This is a genomic window from Spiribacter halobius (genome assembly GCF_020883455.1).
GTDB lineage: Bacteria > Pseudomonadota > Gammaproteobacteria > Nitrococcales > Nitrococcaceae > Sediminicurvatus > Sediminicurvatus halobius.
This window is the reverse complement of the sequence record NZ_CP086615.1, coordinates 1,632,876-1,658,729: the sequence shown is the minus strand read 5'-3', so window position 1 is coordinate 1,658,729 and position 25,854 is coordinate 1,632,876. Positions and strand designations below refer to the sequence as shown.

Below are 25,854 nucleotides of genomic sequence, written 5' to 3'. Positions count from 1 at the left end.
GCTCCGCCATGACCGGGGAACAGACACTCTTCGCCACCCTGCAGCGCCTTCAGGACGCCGCCGTGCCTTGCGCCCTGGTGACCGTGGTGCGCTGCGAGACGCCCACCTCCGCCCGTCCCGGGCAGAAGGCCGTGGTCACCGCCGAGGGCATCGAGGCGGGCTGGATCGGGGGCGGCTGCGCCCAGCCGGCGGTGCTGCGCACCGTCGCCGAGGCGCTGGAGGATGGCCAGCCCCAGCTCATCCGCGTCTCGCCGCGGCGCGAGCAGGGCGCCGTGGAAGGGCTCCGCGACTTTCATACCGGCTGTGCCAGCGGCGGCACGCTGGATCTTTTCGTGGACCCGGTGCTGCCGGCGCCGGCACTGCGGGTGTACGGCGCCAGCCCGGCCGCGCGCCATCTCGCCGTCACCGCCGCCGGTGTCGGCTTCGCGGTGCAGGCGGTGGCCCCCGACACCACGGCGGAGGCGTTCGCCGGGGCGGTCCGCCACGCCGACGACTGGCGCGCCGGTGAGGACTGGCCGGCCCCTCGGTTCGCGGTAGTGGCCACCCAGGGCCGGGGCGACCGCCCGGCCCTGGAGGCCGCCCTGGCCAGCGGAGCGGAGCGCATCGGCTTCATTGCCAGCCGCCGCAAGTTCGCCCGACTGCGGGAGCAGCTCGCCGAGCGCGGCCATCACGCCGCCAGGCTGGATGCCATCAAGGCCCCCGCCGGCCTCGACCTCGGTGCACGCACGCCGGAGGAGATCGCCATCACCGTGCTGGCGGAGCTGATCGCCTGGCGGCGGGGTGGCGCCGTGGATTCGGGGCAAGCCCCGGCAGTGCCGCAGCCGGCGGCGACGCCAGGCGCCCGCGCCGGGGCGAGCAGCGCGGGTTGCTGCGGCGGCGGGTAACTAGCCCGCCTATCTCACCGATTCACGGCTGCGGGCGCGGATCTGGCGGGCAGGCCGGCGTTGCGCTCGGCCCGGGTGCTCGACGTACTGTCGAGTACGCCTGCGCGCCCGGACTCTCCCGCGCCTTGTCCTGCCCGCCATCTCCACGCCCTCGCTTCGCGAACCGGCGAGATAGGCGGGCTCGGGAACGCGGGCGGGGCCGTTTGCCACAGCCCCGCTCCGCACTCTGCTCAGCCCTTCGCCTTAAGCTCCAGCCGCCGTGCGTGCAGCACCGGCTCGGTGTAGCCGCTGGGCTGCTCACGGCCCTTGAAGACCAGGTCACAGGCGGCCTGGAAGGCGACGCCATCGAAGGACGGGGCCATGGGGCGGTAGGCCGGATCCCCGGCGTTCTGGCGGTCCACCACCTCGGCCATGCGCTTCAGGGCGTCCATCACCTGATCCTCGCCGACGATGCCGTGATGCAGCCAGTTGGCGATGTGCTGGCTCGAGATGCGCAGCGTCGCCCGGTCCTCCATCAGGCCGACGTCGTTGATGTCCGGCACCTTGGAGCAGCCGACGCCGTGATCGATCCAGCGCACCACGTAGCCGAGGATGCCCTGGCAGTTGTTCTCCAGCTCCTGGCGGATCTCCTCGGCCGACCAGCCCGGATCCTCGGCCACCGGCACGGCCAGCAGGTCCTCCAGGCTGGCGCGGCGCTGCCCGCCGAGCTCCTGCTGGCGCGCCTTGACGTCCACCTGATGGTAATGGATGGCATGCAGGGTGGCCGCGGTGGGCGAAGGCACCCAGGCACAGTTGGCACCGGCCTTGGGATGGCCGATCTTCGCCTCGAGCATATCCGCCATGCGGTCCGGCATGGCCCACATGCCCTTGCCGATCTGGGCATGCCCGCGCAGCCCGCACTCGAGGCCGATGTCCACGTTCCAGTCCTCGTAGGCATTCAGCCAGCGGGACTGCTTCATCTCACCCTTCCGGATCATCGGCCCGGCTTCCATGCTGGTGTGGATCTCGTCGCCGGTGCGATCCAGGAAGCCGGTGTTGATGAAGATGAGGCGCTCGCGCGCCTCGCGGATGCAGGCCTTGAGGTTGAGCGTGGTGCGCCGCTCCTCGTCCATGACCCCCACCTTGAGGGTGTTGCGCTCGAGGCCGAGGATGTCCTCGACGCGCTCGAACAGCTGCACGGTGAAAGCGACCTCGTCCGGCCCGTGCATCTTGGGCTTCACGATGTACACGCTGCCGCTGCGACTGTTGCTCACCGAGCCATTGCCCTTGAGGTCGTGCATCGCAATGAGCGCGGTACACAGGGCATCCAGCATGCCCTCGGGGATCTCGTTGCCGTCCGCATCCAGCACCGCCGGCGTGGTCATCAGGTGGCCGACGTTGCGGATCAGCATCAGGCTGCGGCCGGGCAGCGTCAGCTGGCCACCCTCGGGTGTGGTGTACTGGCGGTCGGCGTTGAGCCGGCGGGTGACCTGCTGGCCGCCCTTCTCGAAGGTCTCGCTGAGATCCCCCTTCATCAGGCCGAGCCAGTTGCCGTAGACGAGCGCCTTGTCCTCGCCGTCAACCGCGGCGACGGAATCCTCGCAGTCCTGGATCGCGGTGACAGCGGACTCCAGCAGCACGTCCTTGACGCCCGCCGCATGCTCCCGACCGATGGGGTGCCCGGAATCGATCTGGATCTCCGCATGCAGCCCGTGTCGACGCAGCAGCACCGCGGTAGGCGTCTCGCCGCCCTGGTAGCCGACGAGCTGGGTCGGGTCCTGCAGGCCGACGGTCTGACCGTTGGCCAGCGCAACCCGCAGCGTGCCCCGGGCACCCTCGGCGGCGATGCTGTAGGCGGTGGCGTCGGCGTGGCTGCCGCCAGTGAGCGGGAAGCTGCGGTCCAGGAAGTCCGCCGCCCAGGCGACCACCTTCTGCGCGCGCACCGGGTTGAAGCTCGCGCCCTTCTCGGCGCCGCCCGTCTCCGGGATGACGTCGGTGCCGTAGAGGGCATCGTAGAGGCTGCCCCAGCGGGCGTTGGCCGCATTCAGTGCGTAGCGCGCGTTGTTCACCGGCACCACCAGCTGCGGCCCGCCGATATCCGCGATTTCGGGGTCCACGTTGCGGGTGCTGACCTGGAAATCCTCGCCCTCGGGGCGCAGATAGCCGATCTCCTCGAGGAAGCTGCGGTAGGAGGGGTCGTGGTGGCGGCCGGGATTGTCCCGGTGCCACTGATCGATGCGCGCCTGGAGCTCGTCGCGAATGGCGAGGAGCTCCCGATTGCGGGGGCCGAGGTCCCTGACGATGCTCGCCAGCCCGGACCAGAACGTGCCGGCATCGACCCCCGTTCCCGGCAGCGCCTGCTCGATCAGATCATGCAGCGGCTTCGCCACCTGAAGCCCGCCTGCCTCAACTCGCTCGGTCATAGCCTGTCTCGCTCCTGCTGTGCTGTCCGGGGCCGGCCCCATGGCCGGAAGCGCCAGGGCCGGAGTCTACCGCCACTGGCAAAAGCCCAATAGCTTAAACGAGGCACCGGAATTCATAAAGCGGGGCTCATTGCACGATGCGATATGCCGGTGTCCCCCTCAAGCCTGCGGCTACGGCGCCGATTCCCCGGTTATGCAACGCATGCTGATTACGCTCTGGCTGACCGCGATCCTGCTGCCGTCGGCCGCTGGCGCCGACGGCTTCCGGGCGCGCCTCGCCGATGCCGGCTGGGAAAGCGTGCCCGGCGGTAACGCCTGCCATCTCGTTCACCGAATACCCCGGCTCGGCACACTGATCCTCACCCAGTATCGCGACGACCGTCTGGTCACCACCTTCGTCACCCGGCGTCCCCCGGGGGCCGATCGCGAGGGACAGCTCTACCGCCAGGCCACCGCCTGGCAGTCCGGGCGACGGGAGCGGCTCACCCGCGTGCAGGCGCGCCCCGAGCGCAACGCCCTGCGCTTCGACGGGCAGATCTCGGCCCTGCTGCTGGAGGGTCTGGAGGCCGGGCACGAGATGCGCCTGAGCTTCCCGGACTGGCAGGTGGGCCCGCTGGACGCCGTCGTCTCGCCGGTGGCCTTCCGGCCGGCGCTGCGCCGACACCTGGCCTGCCTGGGCGCGGCAACCGGAGGCGATCCCCCCGACAGCCGCAGTGAGAGCGATCGCGCTGGCGACGACGGCGGCGGCAATACAGCGGCGCCATCCGGCGTGGCAGCCGGCGCCGCACCCGAGCGGCGCGACCATTCACCCAACCCGGCCGACCTGGGGGCAACCATCAGGGGCCTGGGCGGCGGGGCAACACCCATCTACTTCGGCCACGGCACCGCCCGGCTGGACCGGGTCGACTTCGAGGCCATCCGACGGCTCGCCGGGCAGCTCCGCAATGCCGGCCATCTCTCGGAGATCACCATTGTCGGCCACACCGACAGCACCGGCAGCCGGGGCTACAACCGGGCACTGGGTCTCGCCCGCGCCATCGAGGTGCGCAACCGCCTGATCGCCGAAGGGGTGGCGGCCGAGCGGCTCGGCATCCGCAGCGAGGGCGAGACCGCGCCGGTCGCCGACAACGGGGACCGCTACCAGCGCTCCCGCAACCGCCGGGCGGTGATCGAGGCCGGCCTGTGAGCGACGCCCCTCCCCTTGCACCGGACGGACTCGACGACTGGCTGCGCCGGCTGCAGCGCGAGGACCTGCCGGTACTCGGGGACACCGTGCAGGCCCTGTGCAACACCGCGCAGGACCACGGCAGCTCGGCTACGGATCTCGCCCGGGTGATCCTCCGCGACGCGGCGCTTACCTCGGACGTCATCCGCATCGCCAACAGCGCCTACTTCAACCCCGCAGGGGTGCGCATCAGCACGGTGAGCCGGGCGGTGATCGTGCTCGGCTTCGACACGGTGCGGGCCATCGGGCTCTCGCTGACGGTGATCGACACCCTGGTGCGCGGTGACCAGCACAGCCGGGTGCGCCGGGTATTCCGCAGCTCGCTGCACGCAGCGGTGCAGGCCCGGGCGCTGGCAGAGGCCACCGGCGACCCGGCCCCGGAGGAGGTGCTGATCGCCGCCCTGCTGTACCGCATCGGCGAGCTGGCTTTCTGGTCCCTGGCCGACGACGCTACCGCCGCCGGGCTGGAGACCGCCCTGGCCGAGGGCGCCGGCAGCCCGGCGGATATCGAACGCGACACCCTGGGCTTCGCGCTGCGGGAGCTCTCCCGCGCCCTCGCCCGGGACTGGCGCCTCGGCGACCTGCTCACCGGAGCGCTCCGCCCCGGCGCGCCGCGGGACGGCCGGGCCCGCCTCACCCGCAACGCCCATGCCGTAGTCGCGGACCTCGAGGCCGGCCGCTTGGAGGCGGCCACGAACCGCGTCGCGCGCGAGGCCCGCCTCGAGCCGGTGGAGGCCGGCGCGCTGATCGAGCGGGCCACGGCGGCGCTGCCCGAGCTCGGGCGGGCCCTGGGCGTGGATGTCGGCGCCCGCACCGATGCGGCCCGACCGGAGCGCCTGGCGGAACCGACGCGACAGCCGGACCCGGCACTGCAGCTGCGGGTGCTGCGGGAGATGTCCGCCACGGCCCACGAGTCTCGGGACCTGCAGGCCCTGTTCGATCTGGCGGTGGAGGGTCTCTACCGCGGCCAGGCCCTGGACCGTTGCGCCCTCGCCGCCCTGCGCCGGGATCGCCGCGGGCTCGCCATCCGCGCGGCCCTGGGCGTGCCCGCCGCGCTCTACGGCGCCCTGGAACGCGTGTCGCTGGAACCGGGGTCGGCGCTGGCGGGTCTGCTCGCTGAAGGGCGGCCGGCGCGGCTGGAGGACCCGCGCCGCCGCCAGGTCATGGCCGAGGCGGCAGCGCAGCTTGGGCCGGTGGTCTTCGTGGCGCCGCTGCAGCTCCGCGGCCGGACCATCGGTGTGCTGCTCGCCGAGCCGGGCGCCGCCAGCGGCGAGGCCCTGCGCGAGGCCTTCGACGGCTTCTGCCATCTGGCCGAGCAGACCATGCTCTGCCTTGGCCGGCTCACCGCCTGACCGCGCGGGGCCCACGCGCTATACTGCGGCGCCGCAACGCGCCGACGGAGGGCCCATGAGCACCAAGCGCTACGACGCCATCGTCCTCGGCAGCGGGCCCGCCGGCGAGGGGGCGGCGATGAAGCTCGCCAAGTCCGGGCGCTCGGTGGCGATGATCGAGCGCCATCGCGAGGTCGGGGGCGGCTGTACCCACTGGGGCACGATCCCGTCCAAGGCGTTGCGCCACAACGTCCGGCGGCTCATGGAGTACAACTCGAGCCCGCTGTTCCGCGAGGCGAGCGAGCCCCGGCATCTGTCCTTTCCGACCATGCTCCGCCACGCCCGGCAGGTGATCGACCGCCAGGTGAGCCTGCGCACCGGATTCTACGTGCGCAACGACGTCCCCGTGCTGCAGGGCGAGGCCCGCTTCGTCGACCCGCAAACGGTGGAGCTCATGGGGCCGGACGGGCGCAGCAGCCGGCTCGAGGCCAGGCACTTTCTGATCGCAACCGGCTCCCGGCCCTACCGCCCGCCGGACGTGGACTTCGAGCATCCCCGCATCTGCGACAGCGACCAGATCCTGGAGCTCGACCACACCCCGCGCAACATCATCATCTACGGGGCCGGCGTCATCGGCAGCGAGTACGCGTCGATCTTCCGTGGGCTCGGCGTGAAGGTGGATCTGATCAACACCCGGGAGCGCATGCTCGCCTTCCTGGACGACGAGATCTCCGACGCCATCTCCTATCACCTGCGCGAGCACGGCGTGCTCATCCGGCACCGCGAGGAGTACGAGCGGGTGGTGGCGGGCGATGATCATGTCACCCTGGAGCTCAAGTCCGGCAAGCGCATCCGCGGCGACCTGCTGCTCTGGGCCAATGGCCGCAGCGGCAACACCGACGGCATGGGACTCGAGGCCCTGGATATCGTGCCCAACGGCCGCGGCCAGATCGAGGTCAACGACGACTTCCAGACCGCCCAGCCGCACATCTACGCCGTCGGCGACGTCATCGGCTATCCGAGCCTCGCCAGCGCGGCCTACGACCAGGGCCGCTATGCCGCGACGCACATGGTCAACGGCGAGTGCGACTACCGGCTCGCTCACGACGTGCCCACGGGCATCTACACCATCCCCGAGATCAGCTCGGTTGGCCGTAGCGAGCGCGAGCTCACCGAGGCGCAGGTGCCCTACGAGGTGGGGCATGCCTTCTTCAAGGACCTGGCCCGTGCGCAGATCTCGGGCCAGACCACGGGCATGCTCAAGCTGCTGTTCCACGTCGACAGCCTCGAGCTGCTGGGCATCCACTGCTTCGGCGACCAGGCTGCCGAGATCGTGCACATCGGCCAGGCGATCATGGCCCAGCCGGCGCCAGGCAATACGCTGCGCTACTTCATGAACACCACCTTCAACTATCCCACCATGGCAGAGGGCTATCGCGTCGCGGCACTCAACGGCTACAACCGGGTGCCGAAGTGAGCGCAACTGCCGAGCGGATCCCGGTCGAGCTCTACTTCGACTACGTCTGTCCGTTCTGCTACATCGGCTGGCATCGGCTCGCCCGGGTGGTCGCGGACTATCCGGTCGCCGTTCACTACCGCTTCCTCGAGATCCATCCGGACAACCCCGCCCAGGGGCGACCGGTCACGGAGCTCGGCTATCTCCCGGAGCAGTGGCAGGCCATGACCGCGAACCTCGAGCGCATGGCCGCCGAGGACGGGCTGCCCCTTGCCGAGCGCGACTTCACCACCAACTCGCGCCAGGCCCTGCTGCTCGCCCAGACGGTATTCGACCAGCGCCCGGAGGCCTTCCTGCCGCTGCACGCCGCCATCTTCCATGCCTACTTCGTGGAGCGCCGCAATATCGGTGACGAGGCGGTGCTGAGGGAGCTGGCCGCGGCCCACGGCGCCGGCGATCTCACGGAGCAGGCGTGGCAGACCCAGGCCCCGCTGGAACGCCTGCTGGAGCATGTGGAGGCCGCCCGTCGCATCGGCCTCTCCGGGGTGCCGACGCTCGTTGTGGGCAAGCGCGCCTTTCCGGGAGCGGTGTCGGTGGACACCCTCGAGCGGGCCCTGCGCGAGCAGGGGATCCGCCCGGCCGCCCGGGAGCACTGAGCATGGCCAGGGTTCACGTCGCGCTGCCGGAGACGCTCCCCTTCGTCACACGTCTGACCGTACGCGTGACCGACCTCAACTACGGCGGACACGTCGGCAACGACACGGTGCTCGCCTTCTGCCAGCAGGCCCGCGCCGAGTTCTTCGCGGCGCTGGGCTACCGGGAGCTGGACGTGGAGGGCCTCGGCATCATTGTGGCCGACGCCGCGATCCAGTACCGCGCCGAGGCCTTCGCCGGAGACCATCTGGAGATCGCGGTCGGCGCCCATGACCATAACCGCCGCGGCTGCGATCTCGCCTACCGCCTCCACCGCCCCGCCGACGACACCGAGATCGCCCGCGCCAAGACCGGCATCGTGTTCTTCGATTACCGCGAACGCCGCATCGCCCACGCCCCCGAGGCCTTCCGGGAACGCCTGGCGCAGCGCTTTCACACACCGTAGGTCGTGCGCGGCGGCGCCGCGTGCGACCTACCCACCGGCAAGCACCTATGGGAACAGGACCCTCAAACCCGCTCGAGCAGCCCCGCCGCGCCCATGCCGGTGCCGACGCACATGGTGACCATGCCGTATCGCAGCCCGCGCCGCCGCAGCGCGTGCACCACGGTGGCCGTGCGGATCGCGCCGGTGGCGCCGAGAGGGTGGCCCAGGGCGATGGCGCCGCCGAGCGGGTTCACGCGCTCCGGGTCCAGCTCCAGCTCGCGCATCACCGCCAGGCTCTGCGCGGCGAAAGCCTCGTTCAGCTCGATCCAGTCCACGTCGGCAAGGTGCACGCCGGTTCTCTTCAACAGCCGGGGTATCGCCTCTTTCGGGCCGATACCCATGATCTCCGGAGGGACTCCGGCCACGCTGAAGCCGGCGAAACGTGCCAATGGCTCGGCGCCGAGCTTGCGCAGCAGGCGCTCGCTCATCACCACCACGGCCCCCGCGCCGTCGCTCGTCTGGGAACTGTTGCCGGGGGTGACGCTGCCGCGGGCAGCGAAGGCGGGCCGTAGCTTCGCCAGCGCCTCGGCGCTGGTATCCCGGCGTGGGCCCTCGTCGGTGTCGGCGATGGTCTCGGCGACCGCCACCGTCTGGCCGTCCGCGGACGGGGCGTGGGTGTGCACGGTGACCGGCAGGATCTCGTCGCGGAACTCACCGCCGTCGATGGTAGCAATGGCCCGCCGGTGGCTTTCGAGGGCGAAGGCGTCCTGGTCCTCGCGGCTCACCCGCCAGCGCTCGGCCACGCGTTCGGCCGTGATGCCCATGCCGTAGGCGATGCCCACGTGCTCGTCATCCTCGAACAGGCGCGGGTTGAACGACGGGCGAAAGCCCATCATGGGCACGGCGCTCATGCTCTCGGTGCCGCCGGCGACGATGCAGTCGGCCTCGCCGAGGCGGATGCGCTCGACGGCCATGGCCACCGTCTGCAGGCCGGAGGCGCAGAAGCGGTTGACGGTCACGCCGGGCACCGAGTCGGGAAAGCCGGCGAGCAGCGCGCCGATGCGGGCGACGTTGAGGCCCTGCGCCCCCTCGGGCATGGCACAGCCGACGATGACGTCTTCCACCAGGGCGGGGTCTAGCCCCGGCACCCGCGCCACCGCGCCGCGGAGCACGTGGGCGAGCAGATCGTCGGGCCGGGTGTGCCGGAACTGCCCCTTGGGCGCCTTGCCCACGGGGGTACGCAGGGCGGAGACGATGTAGGCGTCCTGGATCTGGCTCATGTTCGATCCCCCGTCAGTTCCGCAGCGGCTTGCCGGTCTCGAGCATGTGGCGGATGCGCGCGGCGGTGGCCTCGCTGCGCAGCAGCGCCATGAAGCCCTCCCGCTCCAGGCGCAGCAGCCAGCGCTGGTCCACCTCCGTGCCGCTCTCCACCTCGCCGCCGCAGAGGGCCGCCGCGGCGGCGCGTGCCACCGCGTGGTCATGCTCGCTGATGAAGCCACCGGCACGGTAATTCGCCAGCATGCCCTCGAAGTTGGCGAGCCCCTCGCGCCCCGCGACCCGCACCGGCTCCGGCAGCGGCGGCCGGTAGCCCGCTTCGGCGAGCGCCCGGGCATGGGCCATGGCCACGTGCAGAACCTCCTGGCCATGCATCACGGTGGTGGTGTTCGGCCCCAGCAGACCGAGCCGGCGGGCCTCAGGGGCGCTGCGACCCACCTCGGCCTTCGCCACCGCCTCGAAGTAGTGGCGCAGGAACGGGAAGGGGTCGCCGTCCGGTGCCTGCACCGCGGCGCGACGGGCCAGCTCCCTGCAGCCGCCACCGGCAGGGATGAGCCCCACGCCTGCCTCCACCAGGCCGACGTAGCTCTCCTGCGCCGCCACGACGTGGTCGCAGTGCATGACGAACTCGCAGCCGCCGCCGAGGGCCATGCCGCGCAGCCCCGCCACCACCGGCACCCGCGCGCTGCGCAGGCGCCCGGTCGCCTCCTGGAAGCGCGCCACCATGCGCTCGAGGCTGTCGAAGTCACCCGCATCGAGGGCGGCGGTGACCTGCTTCAGATCCGCGCCCACCGAGAAGGGCTCGCTGTCCTGCCAGAGCACCACGGCGCGGTAGCGTGCCTCGGCCTCGTCCACGGCGGCGAGCACGCCCTCCAGCACCTCGCGGCTGACGGCCTGGCTGCGGGTGCGGAATGAGAGGATCCCCACGTCCGGCTCCAGATGCCAGAGCCGCACCGCCTCGGTCTCGAAGGTGGTCTCCCCCGCCGGCGGACGCGGGCCGCCAAGCACGGTCTCCGGCTGGCGCTGGCGGCAATAGACGGGCAGCGGCGAGGGGGCACGGTAATCTCCGGCTGCCGGTGCCCAGGAGCCCTGCGGCGTGTGCACGGCCTCCACCGCCTGCACCCAGTCCGGCAGCGGCACCGCCGTCAGGGCACGCCCGGCATCGATGTCATCACCGAGGGCCCGGGCGGTCTCCCGCCAGCCGGCGGCCTGCCAGGTCTCGAACGGGCCGTGCCGCCACCCGAACCCCCAGCGCAGGGCCAGATCCACGTCCCGGGCGTTGTCCGCGATGCCGCCGAGCAGGTGCGCGGCGTAGTGGAAGACGTCCCGGTGGATGGCCCAGAGGAACTTCGCCTGAGGATGGTCCGAGGCCCGCAGAGCGGCGAGCTTGCGGCCCGGATCGCGCTCGGCGAGCAGGGTCTGTACCGCGTCCGCCGCCTGGGGCTGCGCCGGGCGGTACTCGCCGCGCTCGGGATCGAGCACCAGGATCTGCCGCCCCTCCTTGCGATAGACCCCGGCGCCGCTCTTCTGCCCCAGGGCACCCCGGTCGATCAGCGCGCGCAGCCAGTCCGGGAGCCTCAGATAACCGACCCAGGGGTCGTCGGAGAGTCGCGGTGCGGAGCCTTCCACCACGTGGGCCAGGGTGTCCAGACCCACCACGTCGGCGGTACGGAAGGTGGCGCTCTTGGGCCGGCCGATGGCGGGTCCCGTGAGGGCATCCACCACGTCGAAGGGGATGCGGAGGCGCTCGGCGTGGTGCATCGTGGCCATGATGGAGAACACGCCGATGCGGTTGCCGATGAAGTTCGGCGTGTCCTTCGCCCGCACCACGCCCTTGCCCAGACTGGTGACGAGGAAGGCCTCCACCTGGTCGAGGACGGCGGCCTCGGTGGCCGCTCCGGGGATGAGCTCCACCAGATGCATGTAGCGCGGCGGGTTGAAGAAATGAATGCCGCAGAAGCGGCCGCGCAGCCCCTCGGGCAGCACCTCCGCGAGGGCGTTCACCGACAGCCCCGAGGTGTTGGTGCCCACCACCCCTGCCGGCGGCAGATGCGGCGCCACCCCCTCGAAGAGCTGGCGCTTGATATCGAGCCGCTCCGCCACCGCCTCGATCACGAGATCGCAGTCGGCGAGCTCGGCGAGGTCCTCATCGTAGTTTGCCGCCCGGATGCGCCGGGCGTAGGCCGGGGTCGCGAGCGGCGCCGGCTGCAGCTTCGCCAGCCGCTCGATGGCCTGCTGCGCCGGGGCGCTGCGATCGGCGCCCTCCCCCGGCAATTCGAAGAGCACGGTCTCGATACCGGCATTGGCCAGGTGCGCGGCGATCTGCGCGCCCATGACCCCGGCGCCGAGCACCGCCGCGCGGCGGACTTCCAGTTGCTCCGTCATGCGCTCCTCCGCCATTGCCGGCGCCCGGAGCGGGCGCCGGAAAACGCTGCTCGCCTGCGCCCCTCAGGCCACGTCGGCGCGTCGCGGCGCCTCGCCCGCGCCCGCCGGGCTGAGGGTCGAGGGCTCGAAGACGTCCGTGGCGATGGCCTCGCGGCGCAGCGCCTCGTACTCGGCCACGAGTGCGGCCTCCTCGGCGCCCAGCACGCCCTGGGCCCGCGCCGATTCCAGGCGCGCCTCGAAGGTGTGCCCATCCAGCTCGCCCCGGGCCGCCGCCTTCAGGAAGCGCTCGTAAACCGGCTCCACCCGCTCCAGCAGGGCGAAGGTCGCCTCCATGCGGCCGATGGCGTCCTCGGGCCCGTCGCCCAGGTACATGTCAGCGCTGATGCGGTCGCGCGCGGCGCCGGCCGTCATCATGCTGCGGGCGACCTCGGAGCCGAGGCGGTCGGCGGGGGCACGGTAGGGGCGGCCGAGGGGGAACACCAGCCACCGCAGCGCACCACCGGCGAAACGCCCCGGGAAGTTCTCGAAGAAGCCCTCGAAGGCGCGCTGGATCTCGAACAGGGCCTGCTCCAGAGCCCAGCGCACATAGGGCAACTCGGCCTCGTCACGACCACCGTCGTGGTGGTACTTGAGCACCGCCGAGGCCAGATAGAGCTGGCTCAGCACGTCGCCGAGGCGTGCGGAGAGCCGCTCCCGGCGCTTCAGATCGCCGCCGAGGCGCGCCATGGCCACGTCGGACACGAAGGCCAGGGCGGCGCTCATGCGCTCGAGCTGGCGGTAGTAGCCGGCGAGCTCGCCGTCCGCGGGGCTGCGCGCGAGCCGTGCCCCGGTCAGCCCCAGGAGGAAGGCCCGCACGCCGCGGTTGACGGTGTAGCCGAGATGGCTGAACAGCAGCCGGTCGAAGGCGGCGACGTCGTCGGCTCGCGCCGCCTCCATCTCGTCGAAGACGTAGGGATGGCAGCGGATCGCGCCCTGGCCGTAGATCATCAGGCTGCGGGTGAGGATGTTGGCGCCCTCGACGGTGATGCCCACCGGCACCGCCTGGTAGGCGTAGCCGAGGTAGTTGCGCGGGCCGAAGATCACGGCGCGTCCGGCATGCACGTCCATGGCGTCGTTGACGATGCCGCGCATGCGCTCGGTCATGTGGTACTTGGCGATGGCCGAAACCACCGAGGGCCGGACGCCGAGGTCGCCGGCGCTCGCCGTGAGCACGCGGGCGGCCTCGAGGGTGTAGGTGCCACCGCCGATACGCGCCATGGCCTCCTGTACGCCCTCGAAGCGGCCGATGGGCAGCTTGAACTGGCGGCGGATGCGGGCGTAGGCGCCGGTCATGCGGTAGGCGACCTTGCTCGCGGCCGTCCCCAATGCCGGCAGGGAGATCGCCCGGCCCACCGACAGGCATTCCACCAGCATGCGCCAGCCACGGCCGGCCATGGTCTGACCGCCGATGATCCAGTCCAGCGGGATGAAGACGTCCTCCCCCTCGATGGGCCCGTTCATGAAGGCCAGTCCCATGGGGAAGTGACGCTGGCCGATGCGCACTCCGGGGTGATCCGCCGGGATCAGCGCGCAGGTGATGCCGATGTCCGCGCGCTCTCCAAGCAGATGGTCCGGATCGTGCAGCCGGAAGGCGAGGCCCAGCACCGTCGCCACCGGCGCCAGCGTAATGTAGCGCTTGGAGAAGTTGAGCCGGATCCCGAGCACCTCGCGGCCTTCGTGCTCGCCGCGGCAGACGACGCCGTAGTCCGGCATCGAGCCGGCGTCGGAGCCGACATCCGGGCCGGTGAGCGCGAAGCAGGGGATCTCCCGGCCATCCGCAAGCCGCGGCAGCCAGTAGTCCTTCTGCGCCTCGGTGCCGTACTTGAGCAGCAGCTCACCCGGCCCGAGGGAGTTCGGCACCATGACAGTGACCGCCGCCGACAGGCTGCGGGTAGAGATCTTGGCCACCACCGTGGACTGGGCGAGCGAGGAGAACTCCCGCCCGCCGTAGCGCCTGGGGATGATCAGGCTGAAGAAGCGCTCCCGGCGCAGGTAGTCCCACGCCGCCGGGCTCAGGTCCCGATCCTCGCGCACGATGCGGTCCTCGTCCAGCATCGCGCACAGGGTCTCCACCTCGTTGTCGATGAACGAGCGCTCCTCCGCCGAGAGCTCGGTGACCCGGGTCTCCAGCAGCCGCTGCCAGTCCGGCCGGCCGCGGAAGAGATCGGTTTCCCACCAGGTGTCGCCCGCCTCCAGCGCCTCGCGCTCGGTCTGGCTCACGGGCGGCAGCACGCGCCGGAAGATCGTGAGCAGCCGGGCCGAGAGCAGCTGCCGGCGCAGCGCCGGCACGTTGAGCACGAGCGCCGGCGGCCCGAGCAGGACGACCGCCGCGGCGGTTGCGACGCTACCCAGCACCCCGGTGGCCGCGCCAACCGCCACCAGGGCAGCCAGCGCCACAGTCCAGACGATGAGTGGAACGCCGACAAAAGCCAGCGCCAGCGCCCCGGCCAGCAGCAGCAGGATCACTGCGAGCGTCGTCATGACACGTCTCCTCGGGTGTTGGTCCCGACATTCACCGTGGCGCTCGCCACGGCACCGGCCCCCGTGCCCTCGCGGCGGACCAGCTCCGGCCGGTAGCCGGGGATCAGGGCCTCGCCGATGAAGTGCATGTACTGGTGGAAGTGCTCCCCGCTCGGCACCACGTCCGGTGCATCGCGGCGCATCTGCAGCGTGCCGAGGAACACCGAGTAGGCGAGCACCGCGCGGTCGTGGGCTTCGTTCGCATCCAGGCCCATCGCCGCGTAGCACTGGCGCAGGAAGCCGATACGCTCCTCCATCACCCGGCGCACCACCACCTGCACGAAGCGGTTCTCCGTCGCACCGGTAAGCGCCAAGTAGAGGCGGCCGGCGCGCTGACTGCCATCCGCCTCGCGGAAGAGCCGCGCAAGCCGCTTGCGCGGGTCCTGCTCCTCGGCGGCGCGGGCCAGCACGGCGTCGGTCTCGCGCTGTTCCCACAGCCGCAGCGCGGCCTCCAGCAGCGCCCGCCGATTGGCAAAGTGCCAGTAGAAGCTGCCCTTGGTGACGCCGAGGCGCCGCGCCAGCGGCTCCACCGCCACCCCCTTGATGCCGGACTCGGCGATCGCCTCCAGCGCGGCGTCGGCCCAGTCCTCGGCGCTCAGCGACTGCCTGGCATTGCTCTCGTTCATGGCATCGAATCTAGTCCATACGGTGGCGTATGGCAAGCCCCGAACGCCGCCGCCCTACCCCGCATATCTCATCGATTCACGGCTGCGGGCGTGGATCGGTGAGATATGCGCGCCAGGTATGATCCTGGGAATTCGCGGCGGGAGTGCCGCTCCCATAGCCGTAGATACTCCCTTGCCGGGTCAAGCCTTCTGCATGTGGTTTCTGCTGAACAGCTGGCTGCTATCGAAGGGCTGCTGTGTTTTGAAGCAGGCCCAGATGCCGGTGAGGTACTTGCGCATGACCGCGCAGATGGCCTGGATGCGCTTTTTGCCGCGGGCGATGAGCGCCTCGTAGAAGGCCTTGGCGTAGGGATCATTCTGGATGGCGACCATGGCCGGCATGAACAGCGCCGCGCGCAGGTAGGCATTGCCGGCCTTGCTGAGCCGTCCGGGTCTGGCGACGCTGGTACCGGATTGGTTGAGGCGCACGTCGAGCCCGGCGTGGCGGGCGACCTGCTTGGCCTTGAGTTGCTCGGGCAAGGTGCAGAGTTCGGCGATGAGCGTGATGGCGCTGACCTCGCCGACGCCGACGGCGGCGGTGAGGGCGTGGAACTGCGCCTGGAGGGTGGCATCGGCGCTAATCAGCTCCAGCGCTGCGGCGCGCAGGCGCTCGATGCGCCGATCGAGCGCGGCGATGCCCTCGCGCTCGTCGTCGATGACCAGCGCCGGCGTGGCCTGCTTGGCGCCGAGGGCGTGGAGGCGGTTCTTCGCCTGGGTGCGCTCGCCGACGAGGCGGTTGACCTGGCGGCCGAGCTCGCGCAGGGCAAGGGCGCTCTCGCGCGGGGGCTGCCACAGGGGCGGGTGCATGCACTCGGCGTAGTCGGCGAGCAGCGCGGCGTCGATGGGATCGGTCTTCGAGCCGGTGAGCTTGAGATCGGCGAAGTGCTTGAACGCGCGCGGGTTGATCACGCACACGGGCAGCCCCGCCTGGTGCAGCGCGAGGGCGAGATCGAGGAAGTACACGCCGGTGGCCTCGAGCACGATGCGCTCGGGGGCGAGGCGCTGGAGGTGGGCGATGGCGCGGCGATGGCCCTGCGGGGTCTGCTCGAAGCGCTTCGAGGGGCTGTTGCGCCCGGCCTTGCGCGTGACCAGCTCGAAGCTTGCAGCGGCGATATCGACCCCGACGTTGCACATCCTCTTGGCCTCCTGAACGTGACTGAGAGAGACTGGCTACCAGGCTCCCCGACCTCGCAGTTGTTGCCGCTTCGACCTTGTGATGCGAAGTCCAGCACGGCTGGCTTCCGGATACTCCTCGAAGTGGGCAATGAGGCGGGGAGCCGCTCTACGGACGAGGTCAGTCGGCGACTGCCTCCAGGTCGGCGCGGCTTCCCCGGTAACCGGTTCGTGAAGCTCGAAAAGCTTCAAGCGCAGCATACAAGGTCGGGAACCGCCGCAAGGCGGGACCCGACACACCGGCAGGCGAATGGGACAATGCCGCGCCGGGGCTCGGCTGTCCGCGAGCGCCGCGCGCTTGCCGACCTGCGGCGCCTGGAGCGGGGCCGCCTACTCCTGCAGGATGCCCTCGGCCTCGATGCGGATGTTGATCTGATCGCCAACCGCCGGAAGCGCATAGTTCATGCCGAAGTCCGAGCGGTTGATCGTGGCGTAGGCATTGAACCCGCAGGTGGCGGCGCCACTCATGGGGTTTTCGCCGCAGTTGATGGCGCTGACCGCCAGGCTGACGGGACGGGTTTCGCCGAGCAGCGTAAGCTCCCCCAGGACGGTGGCGCTGTCCTCGTCGTGGAAGATCACCTCGCGGGACTCGTAGGTGATCTCGGGATAGTTCTCCACGTCGAAGAAATCCCCCGAGCGCAGATGCTCGTCGCGCTCGTCGTAGCCGGTATCGATGGAATCGGCCTGGATCGTCACGGACACGGAGGAGCCGTCACCTTCCCGATCCATCACGATCGTGCCCGTGGTCTCGTTGAACCGGCCGTGCATGAGCGAGAAGCCGAGATGGTCGACCGTGAAGTTCGGGTACGTATGGGTCGGGTCGATCTCGTAGGTCTGCTGCGCGAGCGCAGCCCCGGGCAGCAGAGCGCCGGCGACGAGGAAGGCTTTCACTACTCGACTCATCGAATGTCTCCTTGGCGGAATGGGCGATGCGGGAAAGGACGGCGGCCCGGAAGGGGCCGCCTCGGTTCAGGTCTCCGGCTGCGAAACGCTTCGCCGCCGGTGGCGGAAGCTCACCTTGACGTCGCGCCCGGCCACCGGCCGCGAGCGGCCCTGGGGCTCCTCCGGCGGGTCGGCAGGGGACTCACGTCCGGCGGGGGCGGGGGCGCCGGCATCCGGAGCCCGCTCTGCCGGTTCGTGTCTGCGCCTCTTGACCCGTGGCGGCCAGCGGCGGAACTTCTTGTGGGTATTGTCATGTCGCATGCGCCGTACCTCTGTCGACGGAGCCCTTCGCCAGCGATTTCTGTCCTAATAGGACCGTGGCAGTACCTTTTCAACCGGGCTGGCCGGCTTGCCGGCCCCACACTGCCTGAGGCAGTGGCTGTCACTTTGAGTTCACGGGCCCGCGGCACACTCCGCGCCAGACTCATGCCGCCCGTGGCGGCGGCCGCAGGATGACTCCCATGGACATGCCGGATCTGAAAAACCCTGACCTCTACATCAACCGACAGCTCAGCCTGCTGGAGTTCAATCGACGTGTGCTGGCGCAGGCGATGGAGCCCGCCAACCCACTGCTGGAGCGCCTCAAGTTCCTGTGCATCGCGAGCTCGAACCTGGACGAGTTCTTCGAGATCCGGGTGGCGGGCCTGAAGCAGGCGCTGGAGATGGGCTCGGTGCAGGCGGGGCCGGACAATCGCACGCCCCAGGAGGTATTGCGCGAGGTCAGCCAGCGCACCCATGACCTGGTGGACGAGCAGTACGGCATTCTCAACGCTGAGCTCACTCCCGCGCTGGCCGACGCCGGCATCCGTTTCCTGCGTCGCAGCGAGTGGACCCAGGCCCAGCAGGCCTGGATCCGGGAGTACTTCGAGGATTCGCTGCTGCCGATCCTCAGCCCCCTCGGCCTCGACCCCGCGCATCCCTTCCCGCAGGTGCTGAACAAGAGCCTGAATTTCATCGTCTCGCTGGAGGGGAAGGACGCCTTCGGCCGCAACAGCGGCATGGCCGTGGTTCAGGCCCCACGCGCCCTGCCGCGGCTGATCCGTCTGCCGCAGGAGATCGAGGGCAACGGCCCGAACGATTTCGTCTTCCTGTCCTCCGTCATCCATGCCCACGTGACCGACCTGTTCCCGGGCATGAACGCCACCGGCTGCTACCAGTTCCGCGTCACCCGCAACAGTGATCTGTACGTGGACGAGGAGGAGGTGGACGACCTGCTCCGGGCCATGGAGGGCGAGCTGCCCTCGCGTCGCTACGGCGATGCGGTGCGACTCGAGGTCGCCGCCAACTGCCCGGAACGGATGGCCGACTACCTGCTGGAGGAGTTCGAGCTCGGTCAGGAGGATCTCTACCAGGTCAATGGGCCGGTCAACCTCAACCGCCTGCTCGCGGTATACGACCTCGTCGACCGCCCCGATCTCAAGTACCCGGCGTTCACTCCTGGCCTGCCCTCCAAGCTCGGCCACAGCGGCGACCTCTTCAAGGCCATGCGCCAGCAGGACATTCTCCTGCATCATCCGTTCGAGTCCTTCGCGCCGGTCATCGAGTTCCTGCGCCAGGCCGCGCAGGACCCTGACGTGCTCGCCATCAAGCAGACCCTTTACCGCACCGGGCCGGACTCGGTGCTGGTGGACCATCTCGTGGCCGCGGCACGCGCGGGCAAGGAGGTCACCGTGGTGGTGGAGCTGCGGGCGCGCTTCGACGAGGAGGCGAACATCAAGCTCGCCAATCGCCTGCAGGAGTCCGGGGCGCACGTGGTCTACGGCGTGGTCGGGCACAAGACCCACGCGAAGATGATCCTCGTAGTCCGCCGTGAGGGCAGGCGCCTCCAGCATTACGTCCACCTCGGTACCGGCAACTACCATTCGCGCACCGCGCGGCTGTACACGGACTACGGCCTGTTCACCGCCGACGAGGACATGGGCGAGGACGTCCACCGGGTGTTCCTGCAGCTGACGAGCCTCGGCAAGGTCTCGCGCCTGGCGCGGCTGCTCGAGTCCCCGTTCACCCTCCACGAGGGCATGCTCGCGAAGATCAAACGCGAGACCGAGCACGCCGAGGCGGGCCGCCCGGCACGACTGATCATCAAGGTGAACTCGCTGGTGGAGGCACGCACCATCCAGGCCCTGTACGCGGCCGCCATGGCCGGCGTGCAGATCGACCTCATCGTACGCGGCATGTGCTCGCTGCGCCCGGGGGTGCCGGGGATCTCGGACAACATCCGGGTGCGCTCCGTGGTCGGGCGCTTCCTGGAGCACACGCGGGTGTTCTACTTCGCCAACAACGGCGAGCCGGAGCTCTACTGCAGCTCGGCGGACTGGATGGAGCGCAACTTCTTCCGCCGGGTGGAGACCGCCTTCCCCGTCCTGCAGCCGGACCTGCGGGAGCGGGTGCTGGAGGATCTCGAGTGCTATCTGCGCGACAACACCCAGGCCTGGGTGCTGAACCGCGACGGCAGCTACACCCGGGCCACCCCCGGGGACGGCGAAGCGCCCTTCAGCGCCCAGCTGGAGCTGCTCCGCGACCGCGCCGAGAGCGCCTGAAACCGGTTTGCGTTCTGCAACGATGGAATAAACACAACGACACCACGAACACAACGGATCACAACGGGCCTTTTCCTGTCATCGTGAACCGTGGTGCTCGTGGTGTCGTTGTGTTCAAGCCAGCGATGGCAAGTCATTCGAGGCCGAGCGTGAACCCGGCGTTGGCGAGGTAGGCCGCCTCCTCCTCCAGGTCGGCGCCGGCCAGGGGATGGCGATCGAGCCAGCCTGCGGGGAAAGCGAGCGCGAGCTCGGATTCTCGCGCCCTGAGCGTGACGGCGGGGAGCGGGTCGGGGCTGCGGCCGCGGTGCAGCACCACCGCCAGGCGCAGGAGCACGGCGAGGCGCATGGCCGTATCGGCCCAGCCGCCGGGCAGGTCGCGGAACTGGCCGAGCGGGAACTTGCGCCGGTGGGCGCGCACCAGCGTGGCCAGCACCTGCTGCTCGTCCCGGGAAAACCCGGCGAGATCACTCCAGCCGACGATATACGCGCCGTGCTTGTGGTATTGGCTGTGGGAGATATCCAGCCCCACCTCGTGCAGCTGTGCCGCCCAGGCGAGCAGCCGTGCCCTCGCCTGCCCCTGCAGGCCCCAGTCGTCGGCAACCTGGGCCAGCAGATACCCCGCCGTGGTCTCGACCCGCGCCGCCTGCGCGGCATCGGCATGGTAGCGGCGGGCCAGGCCGACGACGCTCGCGCTGCGCACGTCCTCATGGCGGATGCGGCCTAGGAGATCGTAGAGCAGTCCCTCGCGCAGCGCGCCGTCGGCCGCGTCCAGCCGCTCCAGGTCGAGCTGCCTGAAGGCGCCGCTGAGGACAGCGAAGCCGCCCGGGATGACCTGCGCACGCTCGCCGCCGAGGCCCTTCAGGTTCAACCGATCGACGTGACCCGCGGCGATCAGCGCCTTGCGCAAGCGCGCCAGGCCGGCGGGCCCGATGGCGCCGTCACTCCAGCCGTTCTCCCGCAGGGTGCGGTCAATCGCGCGGATCGTGCCGGAGGCGCCCACGGCCCGGCTCCAGCCAAGCTCGCGGAAGCGCTCGGCCACCGGTTCCAGCTCCCGCTGGGCCGCGAGCTCCGCCCGTGCCATGCGCTTCGCCGTGATCGCTCCGTCGGCGAAGAAATCCTGGGTCACGCTCACGCAGCCCATGTGCAGGCTCTCCATGAGCCGCGGGGCGAAGCGCTCACCGATAATCAGCTCGGTGCTGCCGCCGCCGATGTCCATCACCAGTCGGCGATCCTCGTCGTCGGCGAGGCTGTGGGCGACGCCGAGATAGATCAGCCGCGCCTCCTCATAGCCCGAGACCACCTCGACGTCATGGCCGAGGGCGCGACCCGCGGCCGCGAGGAAGCCGCGCCGGTCCTTCGCCTTGCGCAGCGTGTTGGTGCCCACGGCGCGCACGGAGCCGGGTGGCAGCTCCCGCACCCGCTGACCGAAGCGCTCCAGGCAGGCCAGGGCCCGCTCCACTGCCTCAGGGGTCAGACGCTTGTTGCCGCCGAGCCCCGCCGCCAGCCGCACCGGCTCGCGCAGGCGATCCATGACCTTGAGGTCGGTGCCCTCCACCCGCGCGACCACCATGTGGAAGCTGTTGGAACCGAGATCGATGGCGGCCACCTGATCGGCGGTGTCCTCTGCCCTGGCCACGCTCACTACCCGGACTCCGATGCCAGGCGCCGGAGCTGTTTCGGCTGCAGCAGCCAGCGCAGTCGTCCCTCCCCGAAGCGCACCCGGTCAGGGAACTCGATGCAGGCCATCCCCGCCTTGCGCAGCGGAAAGCCGGGGCCGGGCTCACCGCTGACCGCGCGCGCGATCCATTCGCCGAGATCCGGCTCATGCCCCACCAACGCCACCGGAATGCCGTCCCGGTAGTCGGCAACCCAGGCGAGCACGCCGGCCGCGTCGCCACCGGGGGCGAGTGCGGGCAACGGCTGACAGCCGACCCCGGGCCAGAACGCAGCCAGGGCCTCGGCGGTCTCGCGGGTACGGCGCAGGGGGCTGTGACCAATCGCAGCCAGCTGTGGCTCGAGGCTTCGCAGGCCGGCAGCGGCACGCCGCAGCTTGCGCAGGCCGGCCCCGGTGAGCGCGCGCTGCGCGTCCGGCGTCCCGGCGCGCGCGGCGGCCTCGGCGTCTTCGGCAATGCCGTGCCGGATGACGATGACCCGCGCCCCGTTGCTCATGATGCCCTCCGCCTGCAGCCGGCTCCTGATGCCGCCTCAGAGTAACGCCCACGGGCGCGGGCGCCTATGGCGATCAGGTGACAGGCTCGGGCGCGGTCAGGCACGGCAGATGAGCCCGTAGCGTGCCCGGACCCGCAGCGCGGTGGCCTGCGCATGGCCGTGCGGCGCGCCCGGTCATGCCAGGGCCGGAAACAGAACCGCCGGCGCGAGGCCGGCGGTCGGGGAAGACGTGGTGACTAGCCCGGATATCTCACCGATTCGCGAAGCGAGGGCGTGGAGATGGCGGGCAGGACAAGGCGCGGGAGAGTCCGGGCGCGCAGGCGTACTCGACAGTACGTCGAGCACCCGGACCGAGCGCAACGCCGGACTGCCCGCCAGATCCGCGCCCGCAGCCGGGAATCGGTGAGATATCCGGGCTAAACGTGGTCAGGCGCTCTTGCGGCTGCCGCTGGAGCCGCTGGAGGACGCGCCGGAGCTGCTCTTGCTGCTGCTGCTGCGGGCCGCGCGAGGCGCCTCGCTCAGGCCGGCGACGTTGTTCTGCATGAGCTTCTGCACCTCGGTGCCCAGCTCCTGCTGAATGCCGGCGAGGGTCTGAACGTCGCTCTGGACCTTCTCGCCCAGCTCGCGGGCGCGCTCGCCCTGCTTGGTCACGAAGCCCTGGATATCGTTGACATCGCGCAGCTCGAGGCCCTCGCGCAGGTTCTTCAGACCGAACTCGGCATAGGACTTCACGGCGTCGAGCTGGAAGTGGGCGACCTTCTCCACGCCATTCAGCATGAGTGCGTGGAAACGGCGGCTCGGCTCGAACATCTTGTCTACGCTCACGGCGTTCTTGGAAAACAGCTCATCGAACATGGTCACTGGCCTCTTGGTTGTCAGAGTGCATGGCTTTGCCTCTGTTGTGGTGCAACATAACAAAGCGATTGACGCGATGCAACATGACCGGATGCTGCGTCTGCCATGGCTTCCTATACTCTGCGCGAGGAGCATGACGCCCGCGTGACGGCAAGCCGGCCGGGTCCGGCGAAAGGAGGGGGAGATGGAGCGGATCTGGCTGGCGTCTTACAGCCCCGGCGTCCCGGCGGATATCGATCCCGAGGCCTACCCCTCGCTGCGTGAGATCTTCGACCGCAGCTGTGAGCGCTTCGCCGAGCGGCGCGCCTTCACCTGCATGGGCGCGACGCTGAGCTACGCTCGCCTGGATGCCCTGAGCCGGGCCTTCGCCGCCTGGCTGCAGCACGAGGCCGGCCTCGAACGCGGCCAGCGGGTCGCCATCATGCTGCCCAATCTGCTGCAGTACCCGGTCGCCCTGTTCGGTGCCCTGCGCGCCGGCCTGACCGTGGTCAACGTCAATCCGCTGTACACCCCCCGCGAGCTTCGTCACCAGCTCCAGGACTCCGGCGCGGAGACCATCGTCATCCTCGAGAACTTCGCCCACGTGCTCGAGGCGGTGATCGCCGAGACGTCGGTGCGCACGGTGGTCACCACCCGGCTCGGCGACCTGCTGCCGACGCCCAAGGGACAGCTCGTCAACGTGGTGGCACGCTATATCAAGCGCATGGTGCCGCCCTGGCAGATCCCGGGCGCCATCGCCATGCCCGGCGCTCTGCGCCGGGGCGCGGGGCTGCCGCTGCGGGACGTGCCGCTCGGTCCGGACGATATCGCCTTCCTGCAATACACCGGCGGCACCACCGGCCCGGCCCGGGGCACCATCCTGACCCACCGCAACATGGTCGCGAACCTGGAGCAGGCGTCCGCCTGGCTCGGCGATGCCCTGCGTGAAGGCGAAGAGGTGATCATCACGGCGCTGCCGCTCTACCATATCTTCTCCCTGCTCGCGAACTGCATGACCTTCATCCGCTTCGGCGGGGAGAACGTCCTGGTGCCGAACCCGCGGGACATCCCCGGCTTCGTGCGGCTGCTGCGCACCACTCGCTTTACCGCCATGACCGGTGTCAACACCCTCTTCAACGCCCTGCTGAACCATCCCGACTTCGCCGAGCTCGACTTCAGCAGCCTGCGGCTGACCCTCGGCGGCGGCATGGCCGTCCAGCGTCGCGTCGCCGAGCGCTGGCGCGAGGTCACTGGCTGCACGCTGCTGGAGGCCTATGGGCTCACCGAGACCTCCCCCGCAGCCTGCATCAACCCGCTGGATCTGGAGGCGTTCAACGGCAGCGTCGGACTGCCGGTGCCCTCGACGGACATCAGCATCCGTGACAGCGAAGGCAACGAGCTGGGCATCGGCGAGGTGGGCGAGCTGTGCGTGCGCGGCCCGCAGGTGACCCCCGGCTACTGGGGGCGCCCGGAGGAGAGCGCCGATGCGTTCTTCGAGGGTGGCTGGCTGCGTACCGGCGACATGGCCCGGGTGGACGAGCGCGGTTTCGTCTACATCGTCGACCGGCGCAAGGACATGATCCTGGTGTCCGGGTTCAACGTGTATCCGAACGAGGTGGAGGACGTCCTGGTGACCCACCCCAAGGTCCTGGAGGCCGCCGTGGTCGGCGCGCCCGATCCCGACCACGGCGAGCGCGTCTGCGCCTTCGTGGTGACCTCGGGGCCGGGCGTCACCGAGGAGGAGCTGATCGCCCACTGCCGCGAGGGCCTTACTCGCTACAAGGTGCCGCGGGAGATCCATTTCCGCACCGAGCTGCCGAAGACCAACGTCGGCAAGATCCTGCGCCGGGCGCTGCGCGAGGAAATCACGCAGAGCCGCACCGGGAGCGCGGCCTGACCATGCGCGCAAGCCGCGGCTGACCCCCGTGCTGGCGCGCCTCCAGCGACGGCTGCTGGCCGTCGAGTTCCTGCTGCACCTGCTGCTGGCGCTGGCATGGTGGCTCGCCACCGACGCCCCCGGCTGGATAGTGCCAACCATCGTCCTGCTGCTCGCCCTCAGCGGGCGCGCCATCTATGTCGGCGCCGCCTTCGCCATCGCCGCCGCCACCGATCCGGAACGCGCCTGGCCGCGGCCCCTGCCCTTCGCGCGCGTGTTCATCGGCGAGCTCGTCGCCTTTACCCTCACCCACAGCCTGCTGCAGCCGGCGAAGCCGTTCACCCGGCACCTCGCGCCCGCCTTTGCCGAGTCGGGCCCGAGCCTGCTGTTCGTCCACGGCTACTGCTGCAATGCCGAGTTCTGGCTGCCACTGCGGCGCAGGCTGGCGCGGGCCGGCTACCGCTGCCAGCGCGCCGTGGATCTCGAGCCCGTGTTCGCCGACATCGACACCCTGGCGGAACGGCTGCACGAGCGTATCGAGGCCCTGGCGGCCACCGACCCGGACCCGCGTCTTGTGCTGATTGCCCACAGCATGGGCGGCCTCGTCGCGCGCGCCTACCTCGGGGCGTACGGAACGAGTCGGCTTGCGGGGCTCATCACCCTCGGCACCCCGCATGCCGGTACCACCCTCGCCCGCCTGGCCCCCGGGCCCAACGGGCGGCAGATGCGCGCGGCCTCGGCGTGGCTCGCGGCGTTGCCTCAGGCACCGGCACACCTGCCATCCCTGCACCTCGCGAGCCCGGCCGACGAGCTGGTCAGTCCCGCCCACAGTGCGCTGGCCGCACCCGGCGACGGCCAGTGGCTGCCGGCCTGCGGCCATCTGGCGCTCGCACACCGCGCCGACACCGTCCGCCGGATCGCCGACTGGCTCGAGGCCCTGCACGCCCCGACGGACGGTGAGGAAGCACTTCACGTTTCCGTTGCCCGAAGCGGGCAGACGCCCGGGCACTGACTAGACTTCCCGGTGCCCGCTTCGGGCCGTGTCCACGCGCGACGGGCG

The 25,854-nt window shown here is 70.5% G+C and carries 20 protein-coding genes; 9 read left to right on the top strand and 11 right to left on the bottom strand.

The features are described 5' to 3' along the window. Positions 1–8: 8 nt before the first annotated feature. Entirely contained in the window at positions 9–884 is an 876-nt protein-coding gene (locus LMH63_RS07525) for an XdhC family protein (protein ID WP_109679104.1), read from the top strand. A 230-nt stretch (positions 885–1,114) separates the two neighbouring features. Here LMH63_RS07525 and LMH63_RS07520 read toward each other — a convergent pair whose 3' ends face one another. Further along, entirely contained in the window at positions 1,115–3,286 is a 2,172-nt protein-coding gene (locus tag LMH63_RS07520) for a malate synthase G (RefSeq protein ID WP_109679103.1), read from the bottom strand. Positions 3,287–3,488: 202 nt separating this feature from the next. On the opposite strand from LMH63_RS07520, the gene LMH63_RS07515 reads away from it, so the two are divergent. The 5 genes from LMH63_RS07515 to LMH63_RS07495 are packed head-to-tail and all read left to right on the top strand — an operon-like array spanning position 3,489 to position 8,397. Then, positions 3,489–4,472: a MotY family protein gene (locus LMH63_RS07515; protein WP_109679102.1), complete on the top strand. Its 984-nt coding sequence runs from the start codon at positions 3,489–3,491 to the stop codon at positions 4,470–4,472. Beyond that, on the top strand, positions 4,469–5,863 hold the full coding sequence (locus LMH63_RS07510) for an HDOD domain-containing protein (RefSeq protein WP_109679101.1): 1,395 nt from the start codon (positions 4,469–4,471) through the stop codon (positions 5,861–5,863). Before LMH63_RS07515 ends, LMH63_RS07510 begins: the two co-directional genes overlap by 4 nt. 55 nt (positions 5,864–5,918) lie before the next feature. Continuing rightward, positions 5,919–7,319 carry a Si-specific NAD(P)(+) transhydrogenase gene (gene sthA / locus LMH63_RS07505; RefSeq protein ID WP_109679100.1) on the top strand — a complete coding sequence of 467 codons (1,401 nt, stop codon included), beginning with the start codon at positions 5,919–5,921 and terminating at the stop codon, positions 7,317–7,319. Then, on the top strand, positions 7,316–7,954 hold the full coding sequence (locus tag LMH63_RS07500; RefSeq protein WP_109679099.1) for a DsbA family oxidoreductase: 639 nt from the start codon (positions 7,316–7,318) through the stop codon (positions 7,952–7,954). Before sthA ends, LMH63_RS07500 begins: the two co-directional genes overlap by 4 nt. 2 nt (positions 7,955–7,956) lie before the next feature. Continuing rightward, positions 7,957–8,397, top strand: coding sequence for an acyl-CoA thioesterase (locus LMH63_RS07495; RefSeq protein ID WP_109679098.1), 441 nt, complete (start codon positions 7,957–7,959; stop codon positions 8,395–8,397). Positions 8,398–8,459: 62 nt separating this feature from the next. Here LMH63_RS07495 and LMH63_RS07490 read toward each other — a convergent pair whose 3' ends face one another. The 7 genes from LMH63_RS07490 to LMH63_RS07460 form a co-directional block, all read right to left on the bottom strand. Beyond that, positions 8,460–9,656: an acetyl-CoA C-acyltransferase gene (locus LMH63_RS07490; RefSeq protein ID WP_109679097.1), complete on the bottom strand. Its 1,197-nt coding sequence runs from the start codon at positions 9,654–9,656 to the stop codon at positions 8,460–8,462. 13 nt (positions 9,657–9,669) lie between these two features. Next, positions 9,670–12,036: a 3-hydroxyacyl-CoA dehydrogenase/enoyl-CoA hydratase family protein gene (locus LMH63_RS07485; protein WP_109679152.1), complete on the bottom strand. Its 2,367-nt coding sequence runs from the start codon at positions 12,034–12,036 to the stop codon at positions 9,670–9,672. A 63-nt stretch (positions 12,037–12,099) separates the two neighbouring features. After that, on the bottom strand, positions 12,100–14,556 hold the full coding sequence (locus tag LMH63_RS07480) for an acyl-CoA dehydrogenase (protein WP_109679096.1): 2,457 nt from the start codon (positions 14,554–14,556) through the stop codon (positions 12,100–12,102). Beyond that, positions 14,553–15,221, bottom strand: a complete 669-nt coding sequence (locus LMH63_RS07475; RefSeq protein WP_109679095.1) for a TetR/AcrR family transcriptional regulator — start codon at positions 15,219–15,221, stop codon at positions 14,553–14,555. The genes LMH63_RS07480 and LMH63_RS07475 overlap by 4 nt, the downstream gene beginning before the upstream one ends. A 180-nt stretch (positions 15,222–15,401) precedes the next feature. Continuing rightward, the gene (locus LMH63_RS07470) at positions 15,402–16,394 is read right to left on the bottom strand and encodes an IS110 family RNA-guided transposase (RefSeq protein ID WP_229332755.1); all 993 of its coding nucleotides are present in this window, start codon (positions 16,392–16,394) and stop codon (positions 15,402–15,404) included. 369 nt (positions 16,395–16,763) lie between these two features. Next, positions 16,764–17,336 (bottom strand): YceI family protein, encoded by a 573-nt coding sequence (locus LMH63_RS07465; protein ID WP_109679696.1) that lies wholly within the window; start codon positions 17,334–17,336, stop codon positions 16,764–16,766. Positions 17,337–17,402: 66 nt separating this feature from the next. Then, complete coding sequence (locus LMH63_RS07460; protein ID WP_146205260.1) at positions 17,403–17,636, bottom strand: hypothetical protein; 234 nt, start codon at positions 17,634–17,636, stop codon at positions 17,403–17,405. 200 nt (positions 17,637–17,836) lie between these two features. Between LMH63_RS07460 and ppk1 the strand changes: the two genes are divergently transcribed. Further along, positions 17,837–19,915 (top strand): polyphosphate kinase 1, encoded by a 2,079-nt coding sequence (gene ppk1, locus LMH63_RS07455; protein WP_109679697.1) that lies wholly within the window; start codon positions 17,837–17,839, stop codon positions 19,913–19,915. A 133-nt stretch (positions 19,916–20,048) separates the two neighbouring features. On the opposite strand, the gene LMH63_RS07450 is transcribed toward ppk1, so the two are convergent. From LMH63_RS07450 to LMH63_RS07440, 3 genes are all read right to left on the bottom strand, one after another. Further along, positions 20,049–21,485 carry a Ppx/GppA phosphatase family protein gene (locus LMH63_RS07450; protein WP_109679740.1) on the bottom strand — a complete coding sequence of 479 codons (1,437 nt, stop codon included), beginning with the start codon at positions 21,483–21,485 and terminating at the stop codon, positions 20,049–20,051. Positions 21,486–21,556: 71 nt separating this feature from the next. Next, positions 21,557–22,084, bottom strand: coding sequence for a SixA phosphatase family protein (locus LMH63_RS07445; RefSeq protein WP_109679698.1), 528 nt, complete (start codon positions 22,082–22,084; stop codon positions 21,557–21,559). A 426-nt stretch (positions 22,085–22,510) separates the two neighbouring features. Further along, the gene (locus LMH63_RS07440) at positions 22,511–22,939 is read right to left on the bottom strand and encodes a phasin family protein (protein ID WP_158280446.1); all 429 of its coding nucleotides are present in this window, start codon (positions 22,937–22,939) and stop codon (positions 22,511–22,513) included. 184 nt (positions 22,940–23,123) lie between these two features. Here LMH63_RS07440 and LMH63_RS07435 point away from each other — a divergent pair, with 184 nt between their 5' ends. Further along, positions 23,124–24,815 carry an AMP-binding protein gene (locus tag LMH63_RS07435; protein ID WP_109679700.1) on the top strand — a complete coding sequence of 564 codons (1,692 nt, stop codon included), beginning with the start codon at positions 23,124–23,126 and terminating at the stop codon, positions 24,813–24,815. 28 nt (positions 24,816–24,843) lie between these two features. Continuing rightward, positions 24,844–25,806, top strand: a complete 963-nt coding sequence (locus LMH63_RS07430; protein WP_158280447.1) for an alpha/beta fold hydrolase — start codon at positions 24,844–24,846, stop codon at positions 25,804–25,806. Positions 25,807–25,854 lie beyond the last annotated feature (48 nt).

Bases quoted from the DNA above. Each gene is read 5' to 3' on its own strand.
- LMH63_RS07485 (WP_109679152.1), bottom strand. From the start codon at position 12,036: ATGACGGAGCAACTGGAAGTCCGCCGCGCGGCGGTGCTCGGCGCCGGG.
- LMH63_RS07525 (WP_109679104.1), top strand. From the start codon at position 9: ATGACCGGGGAACAGACACTCTTCGCCACCCTGCAGCGCCTTCAGGAC.
- LMH63_RS07460 (WP_146205260.1), bottom strand. From the start codon at position 17,636: ATGCGACATGACAATACCCACAAGAAGTTCCGCCGCTGGCCGCCACGG.
- LMH63_RS07475 (WP_109679095.1), bottom strand. From the start codon at position 15,221: ATGAACGAGAGCAATGCCAGGCAGTCGCTGAGCGCCGAGGACTGGGCC.
- LMH63_RS07465 (WP_109679696.1), bottom strand. From the start codon at position 17,336: ATGAGTCGAGTAGTGAAAGCCTTCCTCGTCGCCGGCGCTCTGCTGCCC.
- LMH63_RS07515 (WP_109679102.1), top strand. From the start codon at position 3,489: ATGCTGATTACGCTCTGGCTGACCGCGATCCTGCTGCCGTCGGCCGCT.
- sthA (WP_109679100.1), top strand. From the start codon at position 5,919: ATGAGCACCAAGCGCTACGACGCCATCGTCCTCGGCAGCGGGCCCGCC.
- ppk1 (WP_109679697.1), top strand. From the start codon at position 17,837: ATGGACATGCCGGATCTGAAAAACCCTGACCTCTACATCAACCGACAG.
- LMH63_RS07480 (WP_109679096.1), bottom strand. From the start codon at position 14,556: ATGACGACGCTCGCAGTGATCCTGCTGCTGCTGGCCGGGGCGCTGGCG.
- LMH63_RS07520 (WP_109679103.1), bottom strand. From the start codon at position 3,286: ATGACCGAGCGAGTTGAGGCAGGCGGGCTTCAGGTGGCGAAGCCGCTG.
- LMH63_RS07450 (WP_109679740.1), bottom strand. From the start codon at position 21,485: ATGGTGGTCGCGCGGGTGGAGGGCACCGACCTCAAGGTCATGGATCGC.
- LMH63_RS07445 (WP_109679698.1), bottom strand. From the start codon at position 22,084: ATGAGCAACGGGGCGCGGGTCATCGTCATCCGGCACGGCATTGCCGAA.
- LMH63_RS07470 (WP_229332755.1), bottom strand. From the start codon at position 16,394: ATGTGCAACGTCGGGGTCGATATCGCCGCTGCAAGCTTCGAGCTGGTC.
- LMH63_RS07440 (WP_158280446.1), bottom strand. From the start codon at position 22,939: ATGTTCGATGAGCTGTTTTCCAAGAACGCCGTGAGCGTAGACAAGATG.
- LMH63_RS07495 (WP_109679098.1), top strand. From the start codon at position 7,957: ATGGCCAGGGTTCACGTCGCGCTGCCGGAGACGCTCCCCTTCGTCACA.
- LMH63_RS07435 (WP_109679700.1), top strand. From the start codon at position 23,124: ATGGAGCGGATCTGGCTGGCGTCTTACAGCCCCGGCGTCCCGGCGGAT.
- LMH63_RS07490 (WP_109679097.1), bottom strand. From the start codon at position 9,656: ATGAGCCAGATCCAGGACGCCTACATCGTCTCCGCCCTGCGTACCCCC.